General features: G+C 68.9%; 26 protein-coding genes. 12 read left to right on the top strand and 14 right to left on the bottom strand.

Going from position 1 to position 26,539, the window contains the following annotated elements:
- The first annotated feature begins 98 nt into the window (after positions 1-98).
- Positions 99-542, top strand: coding sequence for an OsmC family peroxiredoxin (locus NMI01S_RS03590; RefSeq protein WP_039775731.1), 444 nt, complete (start codon positions 99-101; stop codon positions 540-542).
- Between the two features lie 115 nt (positions 543-657).
- Here NMI01S_RS03590 and mhuD read toward each other — a convergent pair whose 3' ends face one another.
- Entirely contained in the window at positions 658-972 is a 315-nt protein-coding gene (mhuD, locus tag NMI01S_RS03585) for a mycobilin-forming heme oxygenase MhuD (RefSeq protein WP_062994530.1), read from the bottom strand.
- A gap of 44 nt (positions 973-1,016) precedes the next feature.
- Here mhuD and NMI01S_RS03580 point away from each other — a divergent pair, with 44 nt between their 5' ends.
- The 3 genes from NMI01S_RS03580 to NMI01S_RS03570 all read left to right on the top strand — a co-directional run bounded on the left by NMI01S_RS03580 (position 1,017) and on the right by NMI01S_RS03570 (position 4,070).
- The gene (locus tag NMI01S_RS03580; protein ID WP_062994773.1) at positions 1,017-1,760 is read left to right on the top strand and encodes an alpha/beta fold hydrolase; all 744 of its coding nucleotides are present in this window, start codon (positions 1,017-1,019) and stop codon (positions 1,758-1,760) included.
- A 135-nt stretch (positions 1,761-1,895) separates the two neighbouring features.
- Positions 1,896-3,068: an acyl-CoA dehydrogenase family protein gene (locus NMI01S_RS03575; RefSeq protein ID WP_062994529.1), complete on the top strand. Its 1,173-nt coding sequence runs from the start codon at positions 1,896-1,898 to the stop codon at positions 3,066-3,068.
- 171 nt (positions 3,069-3,239) lie between these two features.
- On the top strand, positions 3,240-4,070 hold the full coding sequence (locus tag NMI01S_RS03570; protein ID WP_062994528.1) for an enoyl-CoA hydratase/isomerase family protein: 831 nt from the start codon (positions 3,240-3,242) through the stop codon (positions 4,068-4,070).
- An 8-nt stretch (positions 4,071-4,078) separates the two neighbouring features.
- On the opposite strand, the gene NMI01S_RS03565 is transcribed toward NMI01S_RS03570, so the two are convergent.
- The 6 genes from NMI01S_RS03565 to carD form a co-directional block, all read right to left on the bottom strand.
- Positions 4,079-4,375, bottom strand: a complete 297-nt coding sequence (locus NMI01S_RS03565) for a hypothetical protein (RefSeq protein ID WP_036497501.1) — start codon at positions 4,373-4,375, stop codon at positions 4,079-4,081.
- A gap of 75 nt (positions 4,376-4,450) precedes the next feature.
- Complete coding sequence (gene rlmB, locus NMI01S_RS03560) at positions 4,451-5,419, bottom strand: 23S rRNA (guanosine(2251)-2'-O)-methyltransferase RlmB (RefSeq protein WP_062994527.1); 969 nt, start codon at positions 5,417-5,419, stop codon at positions 4,451-4,453.
- A gap of 61 nt (positions 5,420-5,480) precedes the next feature.
- Positions 5,481-6,866: a cysteine--tRNA ligase gene (gene cysS, locus NMI01S_RS03555; RefSeq protein ID WP_062994526.1), complete on the bottom strand. Its 1,386-nt coding sequence runs from the start codon at positions 6,864-6,866 to the stop codon at positions 5,481-5,483.
- Positions 6,867-7,104: 238 nt separating this feature from the next.
- Positions 7,105-7,587 (bottom strand): 2-C-methyl-D-erythritol 2,4-cyclodiphosphate synthase, encoded by a 483-nt coding sequence (ispF, locus tag NMI01S_RS03550; RefSeq protein WP_036497513.1) that lies wholly within the window; start codon positions 7,585-7,587, stop codon positions 7,105-7,107.
- 14 nt (positions 7,588-7,601) lie between these two features.
- Positions 7,602-8,273, bottom strand: coding sequence for a 2-C-methyl-D-erythritol 4-phosphate cytidylyltransferase (gene ispD / locus NMI01S_RS03545; protein ID WP_062994525.1), 672 nt, complete (start codon positions 8,271-8,273; stop codon positions 7,602-7,604).
- Between the two features lie 70 nt (positions 8,274-8,343).
- Positions 8,344-8,832 carry an RNA polymerase-binding transcription factor CarD gene (gene carD / locus NMI01S_RS03540; RefSeq protein WP_019931623.1) on the bottom strand — a complete coding sequence of 163 codons (489 nt, stop codon included), beginning with the start codon at positions 8,830-8,832 and terminating at the stop codon, positions 8,344-8,346.
- Between the two features lie 272 nt (positions 8,833-9,104).
- Between carD and NMI01S_RS03535 the strand changes: the two genes are divergently transcribed.
- The 3 genes from NMI01S_RS03535 to disA all read left to right on the top strand — a co-directional run bounded on the left by NMI01S_RS03535 (position 9,105) and on the right by disA (position 12,512).
- A complete protein-coding gene (locus NMI01S_RS03535; RefSeq protein WP_062994524.1) occupies positions 9,105-9,830 on the top strand; it encodes a copper chaperone PCu(A)C domain-containing protein in 726 nt (241 codons plus the stop codon).
- Positions 9,831-9,897: 67 nt separating this feature from the next.
- On the top strand, positions 9,898-11,301 hold the full coding sequence (gene radA, locus NMI01S_RS03530) for a DNA repair protein RadA (RefSeq protein ID WP_062994523.1): 1,404 nt from the start codon (positions 9,898-9,900) through the stop codon (positions 11,299-11,301).
- 101 nt (positions 11,302-11,402) lie between these two features.
- Positions 11,403-12,512 (top strand): DNA integrity scanning diadenylate cyclase DisA, encoded by a 1,110-nt coding sequence (gene disA / locus NMI01S_RS03525; protein ID WP_062994772.1) that lies wholly within the window; start codon positions 11,403-11,405, stop codon positions 12,510-12,512.
- A 32-nt stretch (positions 12,513-12,544) separates the two neighbouring features.
- On the opposite strand, the gene NMI01S_RS03520 is transcribed toward disA, so the two are convergent.
- Positions 12,545-13,198: a DUF4232 domain-containing protein gene (locus NMI01S_RS03520; protein ID WP_062994522.1), complete on the bottom strand. Its 654-nt coding sequence runs from the start codon at positions 13,196-13,198 to the stop codon at positions 12,545-12,547.
- Positions 13,199-13,346: 148 nt separating this feature from the next.
- Complete coding sequence (locus NMI01S_RS03515; RefSeq protein ID WP_036497560.1) at positions 13,347-13,970, bottom strand: carbonic anhydrase; 624 nt, start codon at positions 13,968-13,970, stop codon at positions 13,347-13,349.
- 98 nt (positions 13,971-14,068) lie between these two features.
- On the opposite strand from NMI01S_RS03515, the gene NMI01S_RS03510 reads away from it, so the two are divergent.
- Together NMI01S_RS03510 and NMI01S_RS03505 are read left to right on the top strand one after the other, a co-directional pair.
- On the top strand, positions 14,069-14,989 hold the full coding sequence (locus NMI01S_RS03510) for an HhH-GPD family protein (protein ID WP_062994521.1): 921 nt from the start codon (positions 14,069-14,071) through the stop codon (positions 14,987-14,989).
- 58 nt (positions 14,990-15,047) lie between these two features.
- Positions 15,048-15,425 carry a hypothetical protein gene (locus tag NMI01S_RS03505; protein ID WP_062994520.1) on the top strand — a complete coding sequence of 126 codons (378 nt, stop codon included), beginning with the start codon at positions 15,048-15,050 and terminating at the stop codon, positions 15,423-15,425.
- A 34-nt stretch (positions 15,426-15,459) separates the two neighbouring features.
- Here the strand turns inward: NMI01S_RS03505 and NMI01S_RS03500 are convergent, their stop codons facing one another.
- The 5 genes from NMI01S_RS03500 to kstR all read right to left on the bottom strand — a co-directional run bounded on the left by NMI01S_RS03500 (position 15,460) and on the right by kstR (position 21,802).
- Positions 15,460-16,461, bottom strand: coding sequence for a metal ABC transporter permease (locus NMI01S_RS03500; RefSeq protein WP_084512237.1), 1,002 nt, complete (start codon positions 16,459-16,461; stop codon positions 15,460-15,462).
- A complete protein-coding gene (locus tag NMI01S_RS03495; RefSeq protein WP_084512235.1) occupies positions 16,458-17,330 on the bottom strand; it encodes a metal ABC transporter ATP-binding protein in 873 nt (290 codons plus the stop codon). Before NMI01S_RS03495 ends, NMI01S_RS03500 begins: the two co-directional genes overlap by 4 nt.
- A gap of 11 nt (positions 17,331-17,341) precedes the next feature.
- Positions 17,342-18,226, bottom strand: a complete 885-nt coding sequence (locus NMI01S_RS03490; protein WP_062994519.1) for a metal ABC transporter solute-binding protein, Zn/Mn family — start codon at positions 18,224-18,226, stop codon at positions 17,342-17,344.
- Between the two features lie 179 nt (positions 18,227-18,405).
- The gene (otsB, locus tag NMI01S_RS03485; RefSeq protein WP_062994518.1) at positions 18,406-20,979 is read right to left on the bottom strand and encodes a trehalose-phosphatase; all 2,574 of its coding nucleotides are present in this window, start codon (positions 20,977-20,979) and stop codon (positions 18,406-18,408) included.
- A 166-nt stretch (positions 20,980-21,145) separates the two neighbouring features.
- Positions 21,146-21,802 (bottom strand): cholesterol catabolism transcriptional regulator KstR, encoded by a 657-nt coding sequence (kstR, locus tag NMI01S_RS03480; protein ID WP_030517308.1) that lies wholly within the window; start codon positions 21,800-21,802, stop codon positions 21,146-21,148.
- A 150-nt stretch (positions 21,803-21,952) separates the two neighbouring features.
- On the opposite strand from kstR, the gene NMI01S_RS03475 reads away from it, so the two are divergent.
- Genes NMI01S_RS03475 through NMI01S_RS03465 form a run of 3 tightly spaced genes read left to right on the top strand, consistent with a single transcriptional unit; the run spans position 21,953 to position 26,519 of the window.
- On the top strand, positions 21,953-24,142 hold the full coding sequence (locus NMI01S_RS03475; protein ID WP_062994517.1) for an acyl-CoA dehydrogenase family protein: 2,190 nt from the start codon (positions 21,953-21,955) through the stop codon (positions 24,140-24,142).
- A gap of 53 nt (positions 24,143-24,195) precedes the next feature.
- Positions 24,196-25,365 carry an acyl-CoA dehydrogenase family protein gene (locus tag NMI01S_RS03470; RefSeq protein WP_062994516.1) on the top strand — a complete coding sequence of 390 codons (1,170 nt, stop codon included), beginning with the start codon at positions 24,196-24,198 and terminating at the stop codon, positions 25,363-25,365.
- On the top strand, positions 25,350-26,519 hold the full coding sequence (locus tag NMI01S_RS03465; RefSeq protein ID WP_062994515.1) for an acyl-CoA dehydrogenase family protein: 1,170 nt from the start codon (positions 25,350-25,352) through the stop codon (positions 26,517-26,519). Before NMI01S_RS03470 ends, NMI01S_RS03465 begins: the two co-directional genes overlap by 16 nt.
- The last annotated feature ends 20 nt before the right edge of the window (positions 26,520-26,539 follow it).

The following is a 26,539-nucleotide window of genomic DNA, read 5'->3' as shown; positions in this document are numbered from 1 at the left end:
CGCCCGCGCGGGAATCGTGCCGGACGACGGTGAGTCGAGCACGCTCGGCGAGTAGGTTCGATCGCGACGGCTCATTCTCACTCGACGAAAGGACAGCGATGCCTACACGTAGCGCGCGTACCGCATGGACCGGTGGCTTGCAGGACGGATCCGGACAGGTCGACCTGGCCAGTTCCGGTGTCGGCAAATTCGACGTCTCGTTCCCGAAGCGGACCGCCGATACCGCCGAGGGCACCACCAGCCCCGAGGAACTTATCGCGGCCGCGCATTCGTCCTGCTACGCGATGGCACTGTCCGGTCAGATCGGCGCCGCCGGCGGCACCATCGAAAGCCTGGACGTGAATGCCGACGTGACGCTCGGCCCGGATCCCGCGGGCGGCTTCCGCATCTCGAAGATCGCGCTGACCGTGCGTGGCCGGGTCTCGGGTATCGACGCGAGCGGCTTCGAGCAGGCCGCCCAGACCGCCAAGGCCGGTTGCCCGGTCAGCAAGGCCCTCGCCGGCGTCGAGACGATCGAACTCGACGCCGCACTCGAAAGCTGAGCCGGCTCGGGACCCGGTAGGGGTTCGCGGCGAGAAGGACAGGCCCGTCGCGCCCCTCGGCGCGGCGGGGTCGCTCGCCCGGTGGCCGGGGCCGGACCGCCGGGCGAGGTGACGACTACTGGGCCGGTTTGCCCGCGACGTCGAGGACGACCTCGAATTCCAGCAGCGAGGCGCCCGTGGCGACCGGTTGGCGGGCCTGTCCGGCGTGCGCCTCCTTGGCCGGGCCGTCGCGCCACGCGGCGAACGATTCCTCCGAATCCCACTGTGTCACAACGAAATACCGGTCATCTCCGGCCACCGGGCGGAGCAACTGGAAGCCCAGGAAGCCGGGCGAGTTCTCCACCGCGTGCGCGCGATGCGCGAAGCGCTTCTCGAGTTCGGGTCCGGCTCCCTCGGGAACCTCGATCGCATTGATCTTCACAACAGCCATGAGCACAGGCTAATCCCATCGCGCGGCACGTATCGTCGGTGCCGATGTTGTACGACGAGGGCGGCACCGGGGTGCCGATTCTGCTGCTGCACGGATTGATGGGCAGCGCGCGGACCTGGGCGGGCCAGGTGCCGTGGCTGCGCGAATTCGGCCATGTCCACTCCTTCGACGCGGCCGGCCACGGCCGTCCGGCGCCGCCCGAGCTCACCACCGAGGCGTTCGTCGCCGACCTGGCCGCCGCGACCGCCGCGATCTCGGAGCCGATGGTGGTGATCGGGCATTCGATGGGCGGCCTGCACGGGTGGATGTTCGCGGCCGCGCATCCCGAGCGGGTGCGCGCGCTGGTGGTCGAGGATATGGCGCCCGATTTCCGGGGGCGAACCGCCCGGCACTGGGCGGAGATGATCGAGGCCTGGCCGCAGCCGTTTCCCGATGCCGACGCGGTACTCGACTATTTCGGCCCGGTCGCCGGGCGCTACTTCCTCAACTCGTTCCTGCCGGCGCCGGACGGCTACCGGTTGCACGGGTCGGTCGCGACCTTCCGCGATATCTCCGAGGAGTGGGGCACTCGCGATTTCTGGACCGAATGGGCCGCGGTGCGCGTGCCGACCCTGCTGATCGAGGGCGAATACACGATCACGCCGCCGGGGCAGATGCGGGAGATGGCGGCGGCGCGGCCCGGGGTACGCCATGTCGTCGTCGGGGCCGCCGGACATCTCGTCCACGACGATCAACCCGAAGTCTATCGCGCCGAAGTCGAACGGTTTCTGCACGAAAACGTGGGTTGATCGGATCGTGTGCGGGCGGGAGCGGGCGAAACGGCGGCCCCGCGCAGCTGTGGTTCAGCAGCTGCGGGCAATCGCCTTCAGTCTCGGTCCGCAGGCGACGTATGCTCCTCTCAGGCCCCGACCATAAGGTGAATCATGATTAACTTCTCGATACCCGCCGACCTCGCCGCCGAACGTGACCGCATCCGCCGGTTCGTCATCGACAAGATCGTCCCGTTCGAGCGCGACCCCCGCCTGACCGCGCACGGACCCGACGACGATCTGCGGCAGGAATTGGTCGAAGTGGCGCGGGCCGAGAAGCTGCTCACCATTCAGGCGCCCGAGGAACTCGGCGGTCGCGGGCTCACCCACGTCGAACAGGCCGTGCTGTACGAGGCGGCCGGATGGTCCACGCTGGGACCGGTCGCGATGAACTGCGCCGCGCCCGACGAGGGCAATATGTTCCTGCTGTCCAAGGTCGCGAACCCGGAGCAGGTGGACCGCTACCTGATGCCGGTGATCGACGGCCGTCAGCGATCGGTCTTCGCGATGACCGAACCCGGGGGCGCCGGATCGGATCCGGCCCAGCTCGCCACCACCGCCACCTTCGACGGCGAGAACTTCACGATCAACGGCCGCAAATGGCTGATCACCGGGGCCAACGGGGCGAAGACCTGGATCGTCATGGCCAAACTCGAGGACAACGACCACCTCCCCGCGGGCCCGACCCTGTTCCTCACCGAGGGGGACGCACCGGGAATCGTCGTCGAGCGAACCATGAACACGATGGACCGCAACTATGTCGGCGGCCACGGCGTCGTGCGCTTCGAGAATCTGGTCCTGCCCAAGGAGTCGTTGCTGGGGGAGAGCGGCCAGGCCCTGCGCTACGCCCAGCTGCGACTGGCGCCCGCCCGCCTCACCCACTGCATGCGCTGGCTCGGCGCCGCCGAACGCGCCCAGAGCATCGCCGTCGAACACGCCAAGACCCGTACCGCCTTCGGCAAGCCGATCGGTGAGCACGAGGGCGTGTCGTTCATGCTGGCCGACAACGAGATCGCCCTGCACCAGTGCCGCCTGACCATCTGGCACGCCTGCTGGCTGATGGACCAGGGCCACAAGGCGCGTCACGAGAGTTCGATGGCGAAATCCTATGTATCCGAGGAACTGTTCAAGGTCGCCGACCGCTGCGTCCAGGTCCTCGGCGGAATCGGCATCAGCGACGAAACCGTGGTCGAGATGATCTTCCGCGACATGCGCGCCTTCCGCCTCTACGACGGCCCCACCGAAGTCCACAAGTACGCAATCGGCCGCCAAATCCTGCGCGGATAGAGGTCCCGTGCGCCCTGCCTTCCCTCAGGGTGCACGTCTACGAGCCGTGCACCCTGGTGGGTCTCGGCCCAGGGGGCCGAGACCCCGCCGAAGCGAAGCGAAGGCCAATAACGCCAATAACACAGCCAGTAAGGTGGGCGGAAAGATCACCCAAACCTAGGATTGTGTCGCATGAGTTCGGAACTGCAGGTCGATGTGTCCGCCGGTGTCGCCGTACTCACGCTCAATCGTCCCGCGCAGCAGAACGCCATGACGCCTGCGATGGCGGCGGAGCTCGGGACCGCGCTGCGGCGCTGCGATACCGAGGACGCGATTCGGGCGGTGGTGATCACCGGGACGCCGCCCGCGTTCTGCGCGGGCGCCGATCTGTCCGCCCGGGTCGGCGACGTGCGCGGCACGATCGATCCGCCGCCGTGGCAGATCCGCAAGCCGGTGATCGCGGCCGTGAACGGGCATGCCGTGGGGATCGGGCTGTCGCTGGCACTGCAGTGCGATCTGCGATACATGGCGACCGATGCCGTATACGGCCTGAACCAGGTGCGCCGCGGCGCGATGGCCGACGGCTACGCGCACTGGACACTCCCGCGTCTGGCGGGGATGGCCAATGCGGCCGACATCATGCTGACCGGCCGCACGTTCGACGGTGAGGAAGCGCGCCAGATGGGCGTGGCCAACAGCAGTCTGCCGGCCGGTGAGGTGTTGCCGACCGCCTTGGCCGTGGCCCACGACCTGGCGGCCGGTTCGGCGCCGCTGCCGACGGCACTGACCAAGCGGCTGCTCTGGGAGGGTCTCGGGATGAGCCCCGAGGCGGTCGGCCGGCTGGAATCCGAACTGCACGGCTTCGTCGGCAAGAGTGTGGACGCGGCCGAGGGGATGGCGGCGTTTCGCGACCGCCGCCAGCCGCAGTGGAAGGGCAGTATCAGCGCCGAATGGCCCGCGGGCGAGTTGTCGTCGCCGGGCGAACGTCCGGGGCTCGACGGCACCGCCGAGGAACCGGCCTAGCGGACCGGTCAGCGCCCGCCGATGAGCATCATCAGAAAGACGCACGCGTACAACACCATCAGTACGGTGCCGACGATGCCGACCACATAGCCGACCACCACCTGCGAGCGGCCGCCGATGGTGCCGCCGGACATCTCGATCTGGTCGAGCGCCCGCTTGCCCATCACCCACGCCACCGGACCCAGTGCGCCGCAACACAATAGGCTCAGCACACCGAGGATCAGCACCGTCGTCGCATGGGGGTGTTCGACCGGGTTGCCGGTCGGCGGCTCAGGCAGCGATCCCCAGTAGTCGGGTTGATTCATGGCCACCGTGCGAGTTTACGGCGTGCCGACCCGAAAAGCTTGGTAGACGGGCATCTTGGGAGTTTCCGGCCCAGCTCAGCGGCGCTGGCGGGCGATGTCGGAGAGCACGACGCCCGCCGCCACCGAGGCGTTGAGCGACTCCACCGGGCCGGCCATCGGGATGCTGATGATGGTGTCGCAGGTTTCGCGGACCAGGCGTGACAGGCCCTTGCCCTCCGAGCCGACGACCACGACGGTCGGCGTGGTGCCGTCGAAGTCGTCGAGGACGGTGTCGCCGCCGGCGTCGAGTCCGACCACCTGCAGACCGGCCTTGGCCCAATCCTTCAGTGTGCGAGTCAGATTGGTCGCGCGGGCCACCGGCAGCCGGGCCGCGGCGCCGGCGCTGGTGCGCCAGGCGACCGCCGTGACACTCGCGCTGCGGCGCTGCGGAATCACCACGCCGTGGCCACCGAACGCGGCGACGGAACGGATCACCGCGCCCAGGTTGCGAGGGTCGGAGATGTTGTCCAGCGCCACCAGCAGCGGCGCGGTCCCGGACGCGCGCGCACTGTCCAGCAGATCCTCCGGATGGGCGTAACGGTACGGAGGCACCTGCAGTGCCATCCCCTGATGTAAACCGTTGGCGCTCATCCGATCCAGGTCGATGCGCGACACCTCCAGGATGGAGATTCCGGCGTCGGCGGCGCGCTGCACGGATTCGGTCAGCCGGTCGTCGTTCTCGGTGCCCAGCGCGACGTACAGCGCGGTGGCCGGAACCTCCGCGCGCAGACACTCCACCACGGGGTTGCGGCCCAGCACCAACTCCGGCCCGTCGTCGCCCTTGCGGGTGCCGGGTCGGCCGCGGTTCTGCCCCTGCGTCGCGTTGGCCGCTTTCGCCGCCACCGCAGCGCGTTTCGCGGCGGGGTGGTTCTTGCGCATGGTGGCGGGCGGAGTGGCGCCGCGGCCCTCGAGCCCGCGGCGGCGCTTACCGCCGCTGCCGACGACGGCGCCCTTTTTGGTGCCGCCCTTGCGGATCGCACCTCGTCGCTGCGAATTTCCTGCCATCAGTATGCCTTTCGTGTCGGTCGCGACACCCGCACCCGATCAGCAGGCTTCGCCGGTTGAATCATTTGGCCAGCGACCAATCCGAGCCGCCGGCAGTGTCGACGACTTCGATTCCGGCCGCGCCGAGCCGATCGCGCACCGCGTCGGCGGTGGCCCAATCCTTTTCGCTGCGGGCCTGCTGGCGGCGCTCGAGTTCGGCCCGCACCAGGACGTCGAGTGCGGATTCGGCCGCCGAGGTGTCCTTCGGGCCGGCCCAGTGCGGATCCAGCGGATCGACGCCCAGGATCCCGAGCATCGCCCGCACCTGCCCGGCGGCCTCGCGCGCCGATTCGCCCGCGCCCGCTTCCAGCGCCCGATTGCCCTCGTGCACCACGCGATGAATTTCGGCCAGTGCCTTCGGGATCGCGAGATTGTCGTCCAGCGCCTCGGCGAAGGCATCGGTCCATTTCCCGACCGCGACCTCACCCACCCGCTCGACGGTGCGCTGCACGAATGCCTCGAGTCGCTGATAGGTCTGCGCGGCGTCGCGCAGCGCCTGCTCGGAATATTCGAGCATCGACGCGTAATGCGCACTGCCCAAATAGAACCGCAATTCCACGGGCCGCACCTGGGTGAGAATATTCGGCACCGAGAGCGTGTTGCCGAGCGATTTCGACATCTTCTCGCCGCCGAGCGTCACCCACCCGTTGTGCAGCCAATACTGTGCGAATCCGTCTCCGGCGGCACGGGATTGGGCGATTTCGTTCTCGTGGTGCGGGAAAACCAGATCCATACCACCGCAGTGGATATCGAATTCGGGGCCGAGGTAGAACTCGGCCATCGCCGAGCATTCCAGATGCCAGCCCGGGCGCCCGGGCCCCCACGGCGACGGCCAGGTCGGCTCGCCTGGTTTGGCGGCCTTCCACAGCGTGAAATCGCGCGGATCGCGTTTGCCCTCGCCGGCGCTCTCGCCCTGCTGCACATCCTCGAGTTTGTGCCCGGAGAGCGCACCGTATTCCGGGTAACTGCGCACATCGAAATACACGTTGCCGCTCGACGCGTAGGCGTGCCCGCGGTCGATGAGCCGCTGCATCATCTCGACCATCTGGGTGATGTGCCCGGTGGCCCGCGGTTCCACCGACGGCGGCAGCACCCCGAGCGCCTCGTAGGCGCGGTCGAAGGCACGCTCGTGGGTCGCGGCCCATTCCCACCACGGACGGCCCGCGGCGGCGGCCTTTGCGAGGATCTTGTCTTCGATATCGGTGACATTTCGCACGAAGGCCACGTCGTAGCCGTTCGCGGTGAGCCAGCGGCGCAGCACGTCGAAGGCGACGCCGCTGCGGACGTGCCCGATATGAGGTTCGCCCTGCACGGTGGCGCCACACAGGTACACCGACGCACGTCCAGGGACCAGCGGGGTGAAATCCCGCAGGGTCCGCGTCGCGGTGTCGAACAGGCGCAGAGTCACGACCAGCCATCCTAAGGCTTGTTGAACAACGGTATGGGTGGGCCCCTCCTATGGTCCACGGTCCATCGAATGCGATGACGCCGCGGGTCCGGAAAGGATTCGCCGGGGCATGTTTCCGGAGCGAGTTTCGGGGCGGCGATGCGGCCGCCGGGCACGAGCGCGAATACGGCGGACGACGCCGAGTTCGCTGCGGTCGATCCGCGCGAGCAGGAAATCCGCGGTGGATCGCCGACTGCGGTTATGCGGTACTACATCGCCCGTCGTGCACGAGTAATGCGGTCGCTACCGCCGCGATGCCCTCACCGCGTCCGGTGAGTCCCAGACCGTCGGAAGTCGTACCGGATACCGAAACCGGTGCGTCGAGCAATTCGCCGAGTATTTTTTGCGCTTCGGCGCGTCGCGGCCCGATCTTGGGGCGATTACCGATGATCTGTACCGCCGCGTTGAGGATCCGATATCCGGATTCGCCGAGCAACCGCCGTACCTCGGTCAGCATCGCGGCGCCGGATACGCCTTCCCATTCGGGCCGTCCGGTGCCGAAGACCGCGCCGACGTCGCCCAGGCAGGCGGCCGACAGCAGCGCATCGCACAGAGCGTGGGCGGCCACATCGCCGTCGGAATGTCCGGAGCAGCCGTCGTCGCCCTCGAACAGCAGTCCGGCCATCCAGCAGGGCCGGCCGGGTTCGATGGGATGTACATCGCTGCCGATGCCGGTGCGCAGCGCGGTGAGATCGGTCATCCGGTCACCGCCGCTCCGGTCGTCGTGGGGAGCGTGGCATCGGCTACCAGCGCGTTCGCGAGCTTCAGATCGAGTGGACCGGTGATCTTGAAGGCCAGGGGGTCGCCCGGAACCACCGAGACGGTCGCGCCGAGCGCCTCCACGAGGCCCGCATCGTCGGTGGCGGGCAGGTCGACCGCATAGGCCTCGCGCAGCAACGCGGCGTCGAAGCCCTGGGGAGTTTGAATGGCCCGCAGCCCCGAACGGTCGGGCGTACCGGTGACGTCGCCGGCCGTATCGACGGCCTTGATGGTGTCGGCCACCGGGATACCGGGAACGACGGCGCGATGACCGGCGTCCAGCGCGTCCACGACGCGCGCGATCAGCGACGGCGGCGTCAGGGCGCGGGCCGCGTCGTGCACGAGGACATGGGTGGCTTCCGGTGCGGCGGCCAGGCCGGCACGGACCGAGTCGGTGCGTTCCACGCCGCCGGCCACCACGTCGACCGATATCGAGCTGGCCGCGTGGGCACGGGCGGCGAGCAGTTCCCGGGCCGCATCGATCATCTCGATGGGCGCCATGATCACGATGCGGTCGACGACCCCGGACGCGATCAGACCGTCTACTGCGTGTACGAGCATGGGACTGCCGCCGACCGGGACGAATGCCTTGGGTGTCGATTCACCCAAGCGAACGCCCCGACCGGCGGCAGGAACCAATGCCACAACGCGGCGGGAGTTGAGCGTCAAGGCGATGCGGTCAGGAAGCCGCGGCGAGAACCTCGTCGAGCAGGGTCTCGGCCTTGACATCGTCGGTGCCCTCGGCGAGCGCGAGCTCACCGACCAGGATCTGCCGGGCCTTGGCCAGCATCCGCTTCTCGCCGGCGGACAGGCCGCGGTCCTGCTCCCGACGCCACAGGTCGCGGACGACCTCGGCCACCTTGTTCACATCGCCGGAGGCGAGCTTCTCGAGGTTGGCCTTGTACCGCCGAGACCAGTTCGTCGGCTCCTCCGTGTGTGGAGCGCGTAGCACCTGGAAGACTCGGTCGAGACCTTCCTGGCCGACGACGTCGCGGACGCCGACGTACTCCGCGTTCTCTGCGGGAACCCGAACGGTGAGATCGCCTTGGGCGACCTTCAGGACCAGATACTCTTTCTGAACACCCTTGATGGTGCGAGTCTCGATTGCTTCGATCAGCGCCGCTCCGTGGTGGGGGTAAACGACGGTGTCTCCGACCTTAAAAATCATGTGTCCCGTGCCCCTTTCGATGTTCACAGTTTAACATGCGACTCGATAACGCCGCGATCAACGGCGCAGGTCAGGGGCCACAACAGGCCGACCTCGGGGCTTGACAGATCGCGATGCGTATGCATCTTGTTGCGGCAGAACGGGATACGCGGCTCGCGGGTCGCCGCGGAACATTACACCGGACCGGTCCACACCGACCACCCTGTGAACTACTACGCTGCCTACTACTACTCTCCATCGTGGAGTGAGCCGGTCGACATGGAGGACAACCCGTGACTGCCCTGAAAGCCACCACAGCGTCGAATGTGACCAAGGTGTCGCGGCGCGCAATCGCTGTTGCCGCGCTGGCCACCGGTGCGGCGCTGGCGTTGTCCGGATGCGGTGCCGGCCAGATCTCGCAGACCGCGGGCCAGGTGCCCGCCGTCAACGGCAACGCGGCCACCGTCGGCAATGTGGCGCTGCGTGACGTGCGCATCCTGCTGCCGCAGTCGGAGGAGTACACCAACGCCAAGGGCGGCAAGTCCGTCGTCGCGTTCAGTGCGATCAACGAGGGTTCCTCCAAGACCGACCAGCTGGTCAGCATCACCACCGACCTCGGCCAGGTGAAGATCACCCCGGCCACGCCGGAGCTGGTCCCGGGGCAGACGGTCGTCGCCACGGGTCCGGAAGCGGGCAAGGCCGCGCAGGCGGGCGAGAACTCGACGCCGACCTCCGCCCCCGCGCAGCCCACCAGCTCGGCCGCGACCCCCACGCCGGAGCACAGCGCCTCGCCGCGCCAGGAGGGGGCCGGAACGCCCGATCAGCCGGCCGACCCGAACGCGCATCCGATCCTGGTCGAGATCACCGGGCTGTCCAAGGACATCGTGCCCGGCCTGACCTACGGCGTGACCTTCAACTTCAAGAACGCCGGCACCGTGCAGGTGCAGGTGCCCGTCGACGCCGGCCCGGACACCCCGCGGCACGAGGGCGCGACGGTCGCCGAGCACGGCGGCCACTGAGCCACGCCTGCGCGCACACCGCCACGGCATACCGGCCCATGTCGGCCCCTCTATCTAGGCTGCGCACGTGGCCAAGGTGAAGTCGCTGTACCGCTGCTCGGCATGCGGGAACGAGGTTGCCAAATGGGTGGGGCGCTGCCCGGGGTGCAACGAATGGGGGACCGTCGACGAGGTGGTGACGGCCGGCGCCGGTGCGGGTACGCATGCCGCCGGGCGCCGGGCGCTGCTGCCCTCGACGGCCGCGGCGCCCATCTCGACCATCGATTCGAAGGTCACCCGTGCCCGGCCCACCGGGGTCGCGGAACTGGACCGCGTCCTCGGCGGCGGGGTGGTGCCGGGATCGGTGGTGCTGCTCTCGGGTGAACCGGGCGTGGGCAAGTCGACGCTGTTGCTCGAGGTCGCCCACCGCTGGGCCCGGCAACGCGACGAGCGTGCGCTCTACGTCACCGCCGAGGAGTCCGCCGGGCAGGTCCGGCTGCGCGCCGACCGGACCGGGGCCGTGCACGAAAGAGTCTATCTCGCAGCCGAATCCGATCTCGCCACGATTCTCGGCCATGTCGATCAGGTCCGGCCGACACTGCTGGTGGTCGATTCGGTGCAGACCATGCTGGCCGCCGACGCGGACGGGGTGATCGGCGGCGTCACCCAGGTGCGTGCGGTGACCGCGGCCCTGACCTCCCTGGCCAAGGTGAGCGGGATCGCGGTGCTGCTGGTCGGCCACGTCACCAAGGACGGCAATGTCGCCGGGCCGCGCACCCTCGAACACCTGGTGGACGTGGTGTTGCAGTTCGAGGGCGACAAACACTCCACCCTGCGCATGGTGCGCGGCATCAAGAACCGCTTCGGCAGTGCCGACGAGGTGGGCTGTTTCGAACTGCACGACGACGGCATCGTCGGAGTGAGCGATCCGTCCGGACTGTTTCTGCATCACCGCGCGGATCAGGTTCCCGGGACCGCGATCACCGTCGCGATGGACGGTAAGCGGCCGCTGCTCGGCGAGGTGCAGGGGTTGACCGTATCCACCCAGGTGCCCGCGCCCCGGCGGGCGGTCAGCGGTCTGGACTACAACCGGGTGTCGATGGTGCTCGCGGTGCTGCAGAGCCGCTGCGGTGTGTATCTGGGCAAGCACGACGTATATGCCGCCACGGTCGGCGGGATGCGATTGACCGAACCCGCCGCCGATCTGGCCGTCGCGGTCGCGATCACCGGCGCCGAACGCGATATCCCACTGCGCGCGGGCATGGTGGTGCTGGGCGAGGTCGGCCTCGCCGGGGAGGTCCGGCGTGTCACGGGGGTCGGGCGCAGGTTGCGCGAGGCCGAGCGGCTAGGTTTCACGGAGGCGTTGGTACCGCCGGGGACCGACCTGTCCGGCATCGGAATGAAGGTGCACGAGGTCGCGAGTGTTCGTGCGGCACTCGCCTCGAGTGGTTTGTCGAAGCGACGACGCGAGCGTGTGGAGGCTGTGGAATGATCCCGGGCCGTTGGGTGACCCACCTGCTCGGCCGTCCCGCGCCGCGCGGCAGGTTCACGACCCCAGCGGATGTGCCGCTCGCGGCGGCTCCGGCGGAGGCGATGGCCGCGGCGGAGGCGGTTGAGGCCGGCGAGGATCCCGGTCTGAGCACCACCATCGCCCGGCTGGTGCCGGGCACCGAACTGCGCGACGGTATCGACCGGATTCTGCGCGCCCGCACCGGCGGGCTGATCGTGCTCGGCTACGACGAGGAACTGGAACGAATCTGCGACGGCGGATTCGAACTCGATGTCGAATTCTCGCCGACCCGGCTGCGTGAGCTGTCGAAAATGGATGGCGCCGTGGTGCTTTCGACCGACGGCGCGCGCATCCGCCGCGCCAATGTCCATCTGGTTCCCGATCCCGGCCTGCCGACCACCGAATCCGGCACCCGGCACAAGGCGGCCGAGCGCACCGCCGCACAGACCGGCTATCCGGTGGTGTCGGTGAGCCGCTCGACCGGCATCGTGACGGTGTATCTCAACGGGCATCGGCATCCGATCCAGACCTCGGAGACCATCCTGTCGCGAGCCAATCAGGCGATGGCGACGCTGGAGCGCTACCGCTCCCGGCTGGACGAGACCACTCGGCAGCTGTCACTGGTGGAGCTGAACGACTGCGCGACGGTGCGCGATGTGCTGGCGGTGGTGCACTGCCTGGAACTGGTCCGTCGCGTCGCGCGCGAAATCAGTTCCGACGTGGCCGAACTCGGCGTCGACGGCCGGCAGCTGGCGCTGCAACTGGCCGAACTCGTCGGCAACACCGAGGCCCTGCGCCGCCTGCTGGTCCGCGACTACATCCGCGGCGAACCGGTCGACGACGCGATGGTCGACCGCACCCTGGCCGCCCTCGACGGGCTGCTCGAGGTGGATCTGCTGGAACTCACCAATCTCGCACCGCCCCTAGGGTTTCCGGCGACGTTCGAAGCTCTCGACACCGCCGTGGGCCCGCGCGGATACCGGGTGCTGGCCGAGATCCCGCGGGTGCCGCTGCGCCGTGCCGAACCGGTGATCGCCGCCTTCGGCTCGCTGTCGGGCCTGGTATCGGCGAGTGCGTCGGAGATCGAGGGCGTCGACGGCATCGACGCGCATCTGGCCCGGCAGATCCGCGAGGGGCTGTCCCGGCTGTCGGAATCCGGTGCGGTCCGATCGACGGAATCCGGCACCGTCTGAACCGTTCGGCCGCCGCCGGTTTCGAGACCGCGTCAGGCGATGTTGAAGGTCTCCGGGGCGCTGCGCACGGAACCGAACTGCGCCACCACCGCGTATCCGCCGGCCGGCACCGGAACGCGATCGCCCGCACAACCCGGCTGTGACGTGGTGCCCGACCAGGTGAGAGTGAACGCCGCCTGCTGACCACCGTTGAGCGTGCGCACGTCGGCCGGACCGCCCTGATCGCAGTCGGTGTTCGACCACAGCTTCCGCTGGCCGTCCAGCGATTGCACCCACACCTGCTGCAGGCCCGAACCCATATCCCGAGTGCAGGCCGCGGTGGAGATGTTGGTCAGCACGATGGTGATCACCGGCTGATCACCGGCCTTGTAGGTCGGCTGGCCCACGGCCACCTTCACCGCCAGCGACTGATCCGGACACGGGGCCGGGACGCCGCTGGCCGTCGAATTGACGGTGCCCGAGGCCGGAACCTTCGAACCGCTGGGATCGGCGGTGGCCGACCCGGTGGCCTTGGCGGAGGTGGAGGTAGCCGCCGCGGCCTTGGGGTCCTTGTCGTCCCCGCCGCTACGCAGCAACATCAACGCCAGCCAGATGACCAGAGCGAGCGCGACGACGAGCGCGCCGATGGCGAGCAGGCGGCGACGCCAGTAGATCTCCGGCGGCAGCGGTCCATTCGGTTCCAGCACGGCAACAACGGTAAGGGCACGATCGTGCCGTTCCGCTCAGGTACGCGGCGTGTCGGCGCCGAAATGGCGGTGATGCCGGGTACATTTTCGCACCGCCTTCCGCGGCGGTGCCGTCACCCGGCGATCACCGTGTGAGAACCGTTGTGGTTCAGACCGTTTCGCCGATATCGCCGATCACCTTGTGCAGCAGCGCGCGGCCGTCGGCAAGCTTGTAGTTCACACAGGCGATGGCGCATTGCCCGCTCGCGACCCGATCGGACACGATCTTCGAGCGATCGGTGAGCAAGCGCGCGGTCTCCTGCACGTGGCGCGCCTCGAGTTCATCGACCTCGGTGAGTCCGTCGCGGCGGCCGGTGAGGATGGACGGCGTCACGCGCTCGACCACGCTGCGGATGAATCCGCCGGGCACGTTGCCGTCGTCGAGTGCGTCGATGGTCGCGCGGACCGCGCCGCAACTGTCGTGCCCGAGGACGACGATCAGCGGCACGTTGAGGATCTCGACGCCGTATTCGATCGAACCCAGCACCGACTCGTCGACGACATGGCCGGCGGTGCGAACCACGAACATATCGCCGAGGCCCTGGTCGAAGATGATCTCGGCGGCGACCCGGGAGTCGCCGCACCCGAACAGGATGGCGCGGGGCTGCTGTCCGCCGACGAGTTTGGCGCGGTCGGCGGCGCCCTGGCTGGGGTGCTGCAGTGTGCCGTTGACGAACCTGTCGTTACCCTCGCGGAGAGACTTCCAGGCACTGATCGGGTTGGTATGAGGCATGCGTCCCATTTTCCATGGCTTGAGGGCTACCGGCGAGTCCGTTCGGCTACACATGGGCAAATTTCGGATCACCGGCGGGCTCGCGCGGCGGTGATGTCGTGAGCTCGAAGACGGCACCCGAGGCCACCCGCGACCCGGCCGCGGGCGTGGACAGCGACGTTCTGATCGACTGGTACGAGCAGTCGGCGCGGGACCTGCCGTGGCGGCGCCCCGGAGTGAGCGCCTGGCAGATCCTGATGAGCGAGATCATGCTGCAGCAGACGCCCGTGGTCCGGGTGGAGCCGATCTGGCGGGAATGGGTGCGGCGCTGGCCGGTGCCCTCCGCGATGGCCGCCGCCTCGCCCGGCGAGGTGCTGCGCGCGTGGGGCAAACTCGGCTATCCGCGCCGCGCGCTGCGGTTGCACGAATGCGCCCGGGTGCTCGCCGCCGAATACGGCGATGTGGTGCCCGACGACGTCGAGGTGCTGCTCACCCTCCCCGGCATCGGCGCCTACACCGCGCGGGCCGTGGCCTGTTTCGCCTACGGGCAGCGAGTTCCGGTGGTGGACACCAACGTTCGCCGTGTGGTCGCCCGGGCGGTGCACGGCCGGGCCGAGGCCGGGAATCCGCGCACCCGCGATCTGGCCGAAACCGAGGCCCTGCTGCCGGTCCGGATCGACCGGGCGGCGGTCTTCTCCGCGGCGTTGATGGAATTGGGAGCCACCGTCTGCACCGCTCGCAATCCCGGCTGCGAACGCTGTCCGCTGCCGCGCTGCACGTGGGTCACCTCCGGTCGTCCGGCCTCGGACGTGGTGCGTCGCACTCAGAAATACGACGGTACGGACCGGCAGGCGCGCGGCCGCCTCCTCGACGTGCTGCGCGCGGCGACCGGGCCGGTCGAACGCGTCGCTCTCGACCTGGCCTGGACCCGCGATCCGGGCCAGCGCGACCGGGCACTGGATTCCCTGCTCGTCGACGGCTTGATCGAGCAGACCACCGACGGGCTGTTCGCACTCGCCGGTGAGAGCGGCGCGAACTGAGACGCGCGCGGATCGGACCGAGCGTTCCCAGCATCGGTGGGAACTTACAGTTCGGCCGATGAAACTACTGCTCGACCGACCCTTCGTCCTCGCCTGGATGTACGCGCTCGCCTCGGTAGTGTTGGGCCCGTTCATCTTTCTGGGCGGCTATTCGTTCTTCACGCGGGGAGTCGGTGATTACTGCGACCCGGTGCACGGTGACGCTGCCGCCCGGGACGCGGCATTCCGCGCCGCGCAGACGTTTCAGATCACCGGCGCCGCTGTGATGCTGGCCCTCGGAGTTCTCGTGCTGTTCCGCCTGTGGTCCCGTCGACACGACATCAACCGGAATCTCGTCGTCGTCGCGAGCGGCCTCGGGGTCGTGCCCATGATGGGCGGCTTCGTCCTGGTCATTCTGCTGTCCGGGCCGGGCGGTCAGTCCTGCTGGCCGAGTTGACCCGAGACGGGCGACCGATGACGACGGCTGGATCTCACCCGCGGACCGGCAGCTGCACGTCCTCCGCTCGGCCGCGTAGCGAATCCGGGTCATCCGGGGCGTCGATCCGCGGAGCCGGATCCGACACGTCGCCCCCTCGTATTTCGGCAGTGGCCGGCGTCCGCAGTGCCGTGCGCCGGCGGGCCCGCAGGATCGGGCGGCCGATGAACCGGCAGGCCAGGTAGATCACGAACGAGATGGTCGTGATGAAGGTCGAGACCGGGACGCCGGGCGCCAGGGACAGCAGAATCCCGCCCACGGCGGCGATTTCGGCGAACAGCACCGACAGCAGCGTCGCCCGCAGCGGGCTCGCGGTGAGCTGGGCGGCGGCCGCGGCGGGGGTGATCAGCAGCGACAGCACCAGCAGGGCGCCGACGATCTGCACCCCGAAGGCGGCGGTCACGCCGAGCAGCACCGCGAAGACCACCGACAGCGCACGCACCGGAACTCCGCGCGCCACGGCCACTTCCGGGTCGGTGCTGGCGAACAGCAGGGGGCGATAGATGAACGCGAGCACCGACAGCACGCCGGCGGCGCAGAGGGCGAGCGAGGTGAGACCGGTACCGCCGACGCTGACCACCTGTCCGGTGAGCAGGGAGAATTTCGATCCGGCGCGACTGGGCCCCAGCCAGAGGAACAGCACCGACAGGCCGAGCCCGAACGACATCACCACCGCGATCACCGAATCACGTTCGCGCGCCTTGGAACCCAGCAGCCCGAACATGACGGCCGCGATGACCGATCCCGCGATCGCTCCCGCGCCCACGCCGATGCCGACCAGCAGCGCCGCCGCCGCGCCGGTCAGCGACAGTTCGCTCGTGCCGTGCACGGCGAACGACATCTGCCGGTTCACGATGAGCGGTCCGATCACGCCGGCGAGCAGTCCCAGCAGGGCGGCCGCGAGCACGGCCTGCTGCACGAAGTCGTAGGACAGCAGGTCGGCGGTGGTGTGCAGGTCCAGCATCTTGGTGAGGACGTCGGAAAGTTTGTCGTTCATTCGCCGGCTCCCTCGGTGTGGTGCGTGCCCAGCGCATCGATCTCGTCACCGGTGCCGACGACCACCAGCCGGCCGCGCACGCGCAGCACGTCGACCTCGGTGCCGTAGAGCTCCGACAGCACCTCCGAGGTCATCACCTCGTCCGGAGTGCCGATCCGGAATTTTCCTTCCACGAGATACAGCACCCGATCCACCAGCGGCAGAATCGGATTGATCTCGTGCGTCACGAACAGCACCGCGGTGTCGTGGGTGCGACGGCGGCGATCGATGAGTTCGGACACCAGCCGCTGATTCGCCAGATCCAGGCTCAGCAGCGGTTCGTCGCACAGCAGCACGCGCGGATCACCGGCCAGCGCCTGCGCCACCCGCAGCCGCTGCTGTTCCCCGCCGGACAGCGATTCCAGCGGCGCGTTCGCGAAACGCTCGGCACCGACCTGCGCGAGGGCGTCGGCGACGCGGCGCCGGCGTTCGGCCCGGCCGCGCCAGCCCAGGCCCCAGCGATGCCCGTCCACGCCCAGCCCGACCAGATCGACGCCGCGCAATTGCACACCGGCGTCGATCGTCTTCTGTTGCGGCACATAGCCGATCCGCGGATTACCCAGCCGCGCGGGCGCCCCACCCACCTCGACCGTGCCCGCACTCGGCGCGAGCTGCCCCAGCAGCATCCGCAGCAGCGAGGTCTTCCCGGATCCGTTGGGCCCCAGCACCGCGACGAATTCGCCGGGCGCGATATCGAGATCGAGTCCCTGCCAGAGCGTGCGTGGCCCGAACGCCAGGCTCGCGCCGCGCAGGGAGACCGCGGGGGCGGCGATGTGCGATGCCTTCGCCGAGGCCTGCTCCGGCGCCTCGGTTCGGGTGCGTCCCGTCATCACTACCTCCCTCAGCCGAGCGCGGCGGCCAGCGCGGTCGCGTTGTCGGTCTGCCACTTCACGAAATCGGTGTTCGCCGGGAGGGTTTCGGTGACCTCGACGATCGGCACGCCCGCGGATTTCGCGGTCGCGGCGACATCCTTCGTGGTCTTGTCCTCGGTCTGGATGTTGTAGACCAGCGCTCGAACCTGCTTACCGGTCAACAGGTCTCGCACCGCCGCCAGATCCGCCGGGGACGGATCGGTGCCCTGTTCGATCGCTTCCTCGAAGGTATGCGGGGTGCGGTCGTCGGTATCGGCGGCGGCGAGCAGGTAGTGTGCCAGCGGCTCGGTCTGCAGCACGGGCGACTTCGGGTGCGCGGCAGCGATTTTCGCGGTGATCGCGGTGATACCCGACAGCTGCCCGCGCAGCGCCGCGGCGCGGTCGGCGAACGCCTGCCGGTGCCCGGGGTCGATGCGGCCGAGTTCGTCGGCGATCCGTCCGGCCACCGCCTCGACCGTCTTCATGTCGTACCAGACGTGCTCGTTCTCGTCGTTCGGCGCCGAGCGCAGGTCGAAGGCGGCGATGCTGGGCTCGCCGCGGCCCGCGGCCGCCTTCTCGGCGAACTCGTCGTAGTGCCCGCCGTTGTAGACGACCAGCGCGGCATCGCGGATCGCGGCGGCGTCGGTCGGGCTGGTCTCGTAGGAGTGCGGGTCCACGTCCGGGCTGTCGATGATCGACTTCACCTCGACGTCGGGACCGCCGACCGCCGCCGCGACGCTGCCCCACACGTCGGTGGAGGCGACGATCTTCGGTTTCCCCGAATCCGAGGAGGTTCCCGAGCAGGCGGCCAGCGCGACCGCGGTGGTGATTCCCAGCGTGACGACAGCGATTCGAGCGGCGAAACTTCTGATCACGCGGGTACTCCTGCACACGAGCTCTTAACGGAAACGATTTCCATTTAAATGTAGCGTACGTGTCCACCCCGGCCCGCATCGATCGGACCGACCGGGATGTGAACCGCACCACGAACAGGGCCCGCGGTCGCTCGATCCGAGCGACCGCGGGCCCTGGGACGGGTATCCGGCCAGCCGGGCTACTGCACCATCGCCGCGACCGGCTGGCTCAGCAGTTGAGCGCAGCGCAGCAGGCCGAGATGGCTGTAGGCCTGCGGGTGGTTGCCCAGGGAGCGTTCGGCGACCGGGTCGTACTCCTCGCTGAGCAGTCCGGTCGGGCCGGCGACATCCACCAGCTGGGCGAACAACGCCTCGGCGTCCTCGCGCTTGCCGATCAACAGGTAGGCCTCCACCAGCCAGGCGGCACACAGGTGGAAGCCCCCCTCACCGCCGGGCAGACCGTCGTCGTGGTGATAGCGGTACACCGTCGAGCCGCTGCGCAATTCGGCCTCGGTGGCGACGACCGTGGCCGCGAAGCGCGGATCCGACGGCTCGATCAGTCCACTGAGACCGATGTGCAGGGTCGCGGCGTCCAGATCGGTGCCGTCGTAGGCGGCCGTATAGGACTGCACCTGCTCGTTCCAGCCCTTGGCCTTGACCTCGTCGGCGATGGTCTCGCGCAGCTCGACCCACACCGGGTCGATGCCGCGGTCGAACCGCTCGGCCAGTTTCAGCGCCCGGTCGACGGTCAGCCAGCCCATCACCTTCGAATACACGTGGTGACGCGGGTTGCCGCGGATCTCCCAAATGCCGTGGTCGGGTTCGCGCCAGCGTCGCTGTACGGCCTGGACCATGGCCTCGACGAGTTCCCAGTCGCGGTCGGGCAGTGCCTTGGCCGGGTCGAGAATGCCCTTGCCCTCCCGAGCCTCGGCCAGGGCCGCGATCAGATCCACGATCGGGCCGAAGACATCCAGCTGAACCTGCATATTCGCCGCGTTGCCCACGCGTACCGGCCGCGAGCCCGCGTAACCGGGCAGCTGGTCCAGCACGGCCTCCGGGGGCAGGGTCTCGCCGTAGAGCGTGTACAGCGGGTGCAGGCGTTCCGGTCCGGCCAGCGTCTCGAGCACGCGGTGCGTCCAAGCGAGGAAATCCTCGGCCTCCGACAGCGAGCCCAGCGTGACCAGCGCGTGCGCGGTGAGCGAGGCGTCGCGCAGCCAGCAGTAGCGGTAGTCCCAGTTGCGGACGCCGCCGATGTCCTCGGGCAGCGAGGTGGTGGCCGCGGCCAGAATGGACCCCGAAGGGGCGTGCACCAGCCCGCGCAGGGTCAGCGCCGAACGCTTCATCAGATCGGGCTTGAGCGGCGGCAGGTTCAGATCGGCGGCCCAGTCGCGCCAGTACCGCTCGGCCTCGTTGCGCCGATCCGCTTCGCTCACCATCGCCGGGGCGAGATCGGAGGTGCCGCAGCGCATTTCGAGCACGATCGGTCCCTGTGAGGGGTCGACCACCGCGCGGGCGACGTGATGGATGCCCTCTTCGGAGATCTCCCACTGCACGCCGGGGGAGCGCAGCACGATCGGATCGTTGGTGCCGTGCACGCGCAGGCCGGCCGGTTCGCGGACCAGTGTCACCGGTACCTGTCCGAACTCGGGGCGCGGTGCGAAGGTGACCACCGCACGCGCGTCCCCGGTGATCACGCGGGTCAGATCGGTGCGTTCCAGTGCGACGTCGTGTGGCAGATAGTCGACGATTTTCAAACTGGACCAACGGGTTTCGACGGTCATGGTGCCGTCGACGTAGCGCTGCGACAGCGGCAGGCTCTGGCGCTCGGGGGCGATGGTGAAGTGTCCGGCCGCCGGGCCGCCGAGCAGATGTGCGAAGACCGCCGCCGAATCCGGTTCGGGATGGCAGAACCAGCTGACGGTCCCGTCCGGGGTGAGCAGTGCCTTGGAGCGCGGGGAGGCCAGCATGGTCAGCCGCTCGATGCGCGGCGCCGACGCGCCGGCCAGCCAGGTGCGGCGTTCCTCGAGCAGGAACGCCAAGGCCTTGGCGACCTCCTCGGTACTGGGCACCCGGTATTCGGCCAGGCTGTCGCCGTCGCCCACCTTGATGCCGATATCCGGACCCGACAGCCGCGCGAAGGCCTTCTCGTCGGTGACGTCGTCACCGAAGAAGACCGCGGCCGAGGCGCCCTCCTGATGGCGGATGATGTCGAGAGCCGCGCCCTTGTCGGTCTGGATGACGGCCAGTTCGATCACCGCCTTGCCCTCGGTGACCTGGATGCCGACCCAGCTCGCCGGACCCTGCCGGGCCTGCTGCAGCGCGCGGCGGCCCACCTCCGGGGTGGCATTGCGCACATGCAGCGCGATGCTGGCCGGTTTGGCCTCGACGGTGACACCGGGATTGTCGTCGGCGATGGCGGCCAGGGCGTGGCGCACCTCGGTCAGCAGTTGCTTGGCGTCGTTGTCGATGGCGTGCACGAAGCCGACATCGAATTCCGAGCCGTGGCTTCCGATCAACTGCACCTCGACGGGAAGCCGGGAAAGCGCCGCGAGATCTCGCAGCGCGCGGCCGGAGATGACGGCCGCGGTAGTGGTCGTCAGGCCGGCGAGCGCACGCAATGCGCTGACCGATTCCCGATGGGGATAGGCCTTTGCCGGATCGGAGACTATGGGCGCGATTGTCCCGTCGTAGTCCGAAGCGACCAATAGCCGCGGCACGCGGGCTACGGCCGACAAGGCACGGCGAAGTTCGTGTGGCAGATCCTGTGCGCTCACGCATCCAACCTAGTGATCGGAGGAGATTTTTCAGGGCGCGAGAAACTTTACTGGGTCAGGTTTGCCCGCGTGTTGGCGCAGTGATACGTGCTGTTTACACGAGCTCGCCAGGCAGGTTTCGAACGCCGGACCTACATTGTCCGGCAATCCGCTCCCCGCCGCGCGCTCAGGACTTCTCGCCCAGCAACAGATCGACGGTCAGGTCGAGCCGCTCGGCCACATCGGTCGCCGAGGCGCGCCGGGTGAGCCACGCCACCAGATTCGACAGCCACACGTCGCTGATCACTCGGGCGATGGCCAGATCGCGCTCGGTGGGCTCGCCCTCGTTCACGGCACGCGCGAAGAAGCGGTCCATCACCTTGCCCACCCGGTCGACCTCGGCGGCCGCGGAGGCGTCGGCGAACATGAACGCCCGCGTCATGGCCTCGGTGAGCAGCGGATCGCGCTGCATGGCACGGGTCACCTGGGTCAGCATCACGTGCATGCGTTCCTGCGGGGTCTGCCCGGCCAGCGGCTTGCGTTTGCTGTCGAACTGCTCGAATTCCCGGGCCAGCGCCGAGACCAGCAGATGCACCTTCGAGGGGAAGTATCGATACAGCGTGCCGACCGCGACATCGGCGCGTTCGGCGACCGCGCGCATCTGTACCGCGTCGTAACCGCCCTTGGAGGCGAGCGCGAGGGTGGCGTCGAGAATTCGTTTGCGCCGCTCGCGCTGGGCCGCCGAGCTCAGCTCGTCCTCGCTGAGGGTGCTGACCGTCGCGCGGTTGCGGGCTCCGTTCTGCGCACCCGAGTCGGCTGCCTGCTCTCGGGAGGGACTGGCCATTCGTGAAAGTCCTTTCCTGCACGCACGTCGGTTCCGGTGGCCGACGAGCGTAGTTCAGCGGCGGCGACGGACGCCCCTTGACTTACGCCCGACCGTCACATTAGAACATGTTCTAGGTGTGGGAGTCACGCCGGAAAGGCGGTATGGAGTGTGACCATCGCCACCACTGACGAGCATAAAGCCGTCCAGGAGTCGATGCGCGGATGGGCCGCAGCGGCGCACCCGATTGCAACAATGCGCACTGGCGCGCCCGGGTACTGGCGTGAATACTGGCCGGGCCTGGTGGGCCTCGGCGTCTTCCGCGTCGCGGTTCCCGAGGAGGCCGGCGGCGCGGGCGGCTGCGTGAGCGATCTGGCCGTGCTGATCGAGCAGGCGGCGCATGATCTCGTGGGCGGACCGGTGACGGCTACCGCGCTGGCCGGCCTCGTTGCCGGCGACACCCTCGATGAGGATACGCCCTGCGGTATCGCCCTGGGCCGGCCTGTTGTGCTGTCGCACAACGCAACCGACGCACCGGAGGTGACCGGCACCTGGGAGACGGTGCTCGGCGCCGACGAACAGACCGCGTTGTTGCTGTCGGTACGCTCCGGCGAGCGCGAACTGTGGTGCCTGCTGCCGGCGGGCACCCCGGGCGTGACGGTCGAGGCGCTCGAGCCCCTGGACCCCAGCACTCCGCTGGCCCGGGTGACCTGCGCGAACGTCGCGGTGCGCGGCGACCACGTCTTCGAACCGCCGTACGCGGTCGGCGATCTCGTGGCCGCGCTGATCGCGGCCGAGGCCGCGGGAATCGCGGGGTGGTGTCTGGAGACGGCGGTCGACTACGCCAAGGTCCGGGAGCAGTTCGGCCGCAAGATCGGCGAATTCCAGGCGATCAAGCACATCTGCGCCTGGATGCTGTGCCGCACCGAACAGACCCGCGCCGTGGCGGCAGACGCCGCGGCAGCGGCAGATCCGGTGATAACCGTGACGACTGACGCGAGCGATTCCGGCGGTCGCGAATTGCGATTGGCCGCCGCCGTCGCGATGACGATCGCGCTGGACGCCGCCGTGGCGAACGCCAAGGACTGCATCCAGGTGCTGGGCGGTATCGGCTTCACCTGGGAGCACGACGCGCACCTGTATCTGCGGCGCGCGACCGCGCTGCGGGCGTTGCTGGGCGGTTCGGCGCACTGGCGGGCCGAGGTGGCGAAACTGACACAGGCCGGGGTGCGGCGCACGGTCGCGGTCGACCTGGGCGCCGCCGACGGTGAAACCGCCTGGGAGGCGGCGGGTCTGGATACGGGGGAGGGCACCGTGCTGGCCGCCGACCTGGCCCGCATCGCCGCGCTGCCCGCCGCGGAGCAGCGCACCGCACTGGCCGAAGCCGGACTCCTGGCCTGCCACTGGCCGGCGCCCTACGGTCGCGACGCCGACCCGATTCAGCGCGGTCTCATCGAGGATCAGATCCGCAAGGCCGGAATCGACCTACCGGATCTGGCGATCGCCAACTGGGCGATTCCGACCCTGTTGCAGTGGGGTACGGCCGAGCAGATCGAGCGCTACGCGCTGCCCACACTGACCGGCGAGGTCATCTGGTGTCAGCTGTTCTCGGAGCCGGGCGCCGGCTCGGATCTGGCAGCACTGCGCACCGTCGCCGAGCGGGTCGAGGGCGGCTGGAAGCTGCGGGGCCAGAAGGTGTGGACCTCGCTGGCCGACCGTGCCACGTGGGGAATCTGCTTGGCGCGCACCGATTCCGCCGCGCCGAAGCACAAGGGCATCAGCTACTTCCTGGTCGACATGAAGAGTCCGGGGCTCGAGATCCGGCCGCTGGTCGAGATCACCGGCGAGGCGCGCTTCAACGAGGTCTTCCTCGACGACGTGTTCGTCCCCGACGACTGCCTGGTGGGTGAGCTCGGCAACGGCTGGCGGATCGCCCGCTCCACGCTGTCGGCGGAGCGGGTGGCCATGGGCGGCAAGGGGATCGGCGAGGAGCTGGAGGCCGTGATCGCGGCCGCTCCGGCCGCGGGCCCGGGTGCCGAGGTGGTCGCCGATCGCCTCGGCGCGCTGATCGCCGAATCGGTGGCCGGCACGTTGCTGGAGGCGCGTGCGGCCAAGAAGTTGCTGTCCGGCGGTGACCCCGCGGCGGAGAGCAGCGTCCGCAAACTGGTCGGCGTCCGCCACCGGCAGGCAGTGGCCGAATTCGCGGCCGAGCTGGCCGGAACCGCCGGTGCGCTGGACACCGGCGTGGTGAAGGAATTCCTGCTCACGCGCTGTCTGTCGATCGCCGGCGGCACCGAACAGATCCTGCTGACCGTCGCCGGTGAGCGGATTCTCGGGCTGCCGCGCGAATCGAAGGGCTGATATCGCAGGGCCGGGCCGCCAGAGCAGCCCACATCCGACAGGGAGCAAAAGAATTGGACTTCACCAGAGACGAGAGTCAGGACGCGGTCGCCGAAGTCGTCGTGAGCCTGCTCGAACACGACAGCGCGCGTGATCTCGCGCTGTGGCCCGCGCTGGTCGACAGCGGACTGCTGGCGCTGCCGCTGCCGGAACAGCACGGCGGCGACGGGATGGGACTGCTCGAGGTCTCGACCCTGCTGACCGAACTCGCGACCGACGCGGCGGCGGTGCCGGCGCTGTCGACGCTCGGATTCGGCGTGCTGCCGCTGGTCGGCCATGTCGGAGACGACTTGGCGGCCAAGGTCTTTCCCGCTGTCGCCAAGGGCGCGATCCTGACCGCCGCACTGCACGAGCCGGGCGCCCCGTTCGTCGCAGAACCGCGGACGAAGGCGGTGGCCGACGGCGATTCGGTGCGGATCACCGGCCGCAAGATCGCGGTGCCGTACGCGGAACAGGCGCAGTGGATTCTGGTGCCGACCGATCGCGGAATCGCGGTCGTCGACGGTGACGCGAACGGCATCACCCGCACCGAGAGTCCGAGTTCCACCGGCGCGCCGGAATTCTCGGTGTCCTTCGACGGCACGGTGATTCCGGCGTCGCAGCTGCTGGATATTCCGCTGGAGGACCTGCACCGCATCGCCCTGGCAACCCTCGGCGCGGTCGCCGACGGTCTGCTCAAAGGTGTGCTGGCGCTGACCTCGCAACATCTGCGGACCCGGCAGCAGTTCGGCCGCCCGCTGGCCGAATTCCAGGCCGTCGCACAGGAAATCGCGGACGTGTACGTGGTCTCGCGCACCCTCCAGGTGGCCGCGACATCCGCGAACTGGTCGCTGGCGCAGTATGTAGGTCGCAGCCCGGCTCGGGCCTGGACTGACGGAGCGGGGGAGCGAAGCGGAGGAGCGAAGGAGGGAAGGACCGAGCCATCGGGGGCTGCGACCCGCGACGCCGGAGGCGGCGCCAAGGACACTGCACGGGTCGACGACGATCTGGACGTGCTGGCGTTCTGTGTGGCCTCCGAGCTGCCGGCGGCCATGCAGCGGTGTCATCACCTGCACGGCGGCATCGGCGTCGATGTGACTCACCCGCTGCACCGCTACTACTCACAAGCCAAGGACATCGCCCGCTGGCTCGGCGGTGCGTCGTTCCGGCTGGACCGGTTGGGAGCCAGATGTACATCGATCTGACCGCTGAACAGCACAAGCTGCGCGACGAATTACGCGCCTACTTCGCCGATCTCGTCACTCCCGAGGAGGAGGCCGAGATGGCGGTGAACCGCCACGGCGACGCCTACCGCGCGGTGGTCAAGCGGATGGGCCGCGACGGCCGGCTGGGCGTGGGCTGGCCGAAGGAGTACGGCGGCCAGGGCTTCGGCCCGCTGGAACAGCAGATCTTCTACAACGAGGCGGTCCGCGCCGATGTGCCGGTGCCGCTGGTGACGCTGCTGACCGTCGGCCCGGCACTGCAGTCGTTCGGTACCGAGGAGCAGAAGCGCAAGTTCCTGCCCGGAATTCTCAGCGGCGACGTTCATTTCGCCATCGGCTATTCCGAGCCGGACGCCGGTACCGACCTGGCCGCACTGCGGACCTCGGCGGTGCGGGACGCGAACGGCGACTGGATCGTCAACGGGCAGAAGGTGTTCACCACCGGCGCGCACGAGGCCGATTTCATCTGGCTGGCAGTACGCACCGGTTCGGTCGAGTCCCGCCACAGGGGCATCTCGATCCTGATCGTGGACACCACCGATCCGGGCTACTCGTGGACGCCGATCATCACCGCCGACGGCGCGCACCACACCAACGCCACCTACTTCGACAATGTCCGCGTGCCGGCGGAAATGCTGGTCGGGGAGGAGAACGGCGGCTGGAAGCTGATCACCACCCAGCTCAATCACGAGCGGGTCAGCCTGGGCCCGTCCGGCAAGATCGAACAGCTCTACGAGCGGGTGCGCGACTGGTCGCAGCGGTACGGCGTGCTGGAGGAGACCGAAGTGCGGCGCGCCCTGGGCCGCCTGCATGCCATGGTGCGAGTCAACGAACTGCTGAACTGGCAGGTCGCCTCGAATATGGAGCGCCCCGACGCCGATCAGCGCGATGTGATCGCCGATGCCTCCGCGACCAAGGTGTTCTCCACCGAGGCGCTGCAGGAGGCGGGCCGGCTGGCGGAGGAGATCGTGGGGCGCTTCGGCGATCCGGCCGATCCGGCCACCGCGGAACTGCTGACCTGGCTGGACAAGCGCACCAAGCAGAACCTGGTCGTGACCTTCGGTGGCGGCGTCAACGAGGTCATGCGCGAACTGATCGCGCAGATGGGCCTGCGCCTGCCCCGCGTACCGAGATAGGAGTTTTCGCGTGTCGGAAA

Origin of the sequence: Nocardia mikamii NBRC 108933, assembly GCF_001613505.1 — a bacterium.
In the GTDB taxonomy this organism is placed as follows: Bacteria; Actinomycetota; Actinomycetes; order Mycobacteriales; family Mycobacteriaceae; genus Nocardia; species Nocardia mikamii.
This window is presented reverse-complemented; position numbering and strand designations above follow the sequence as displayed.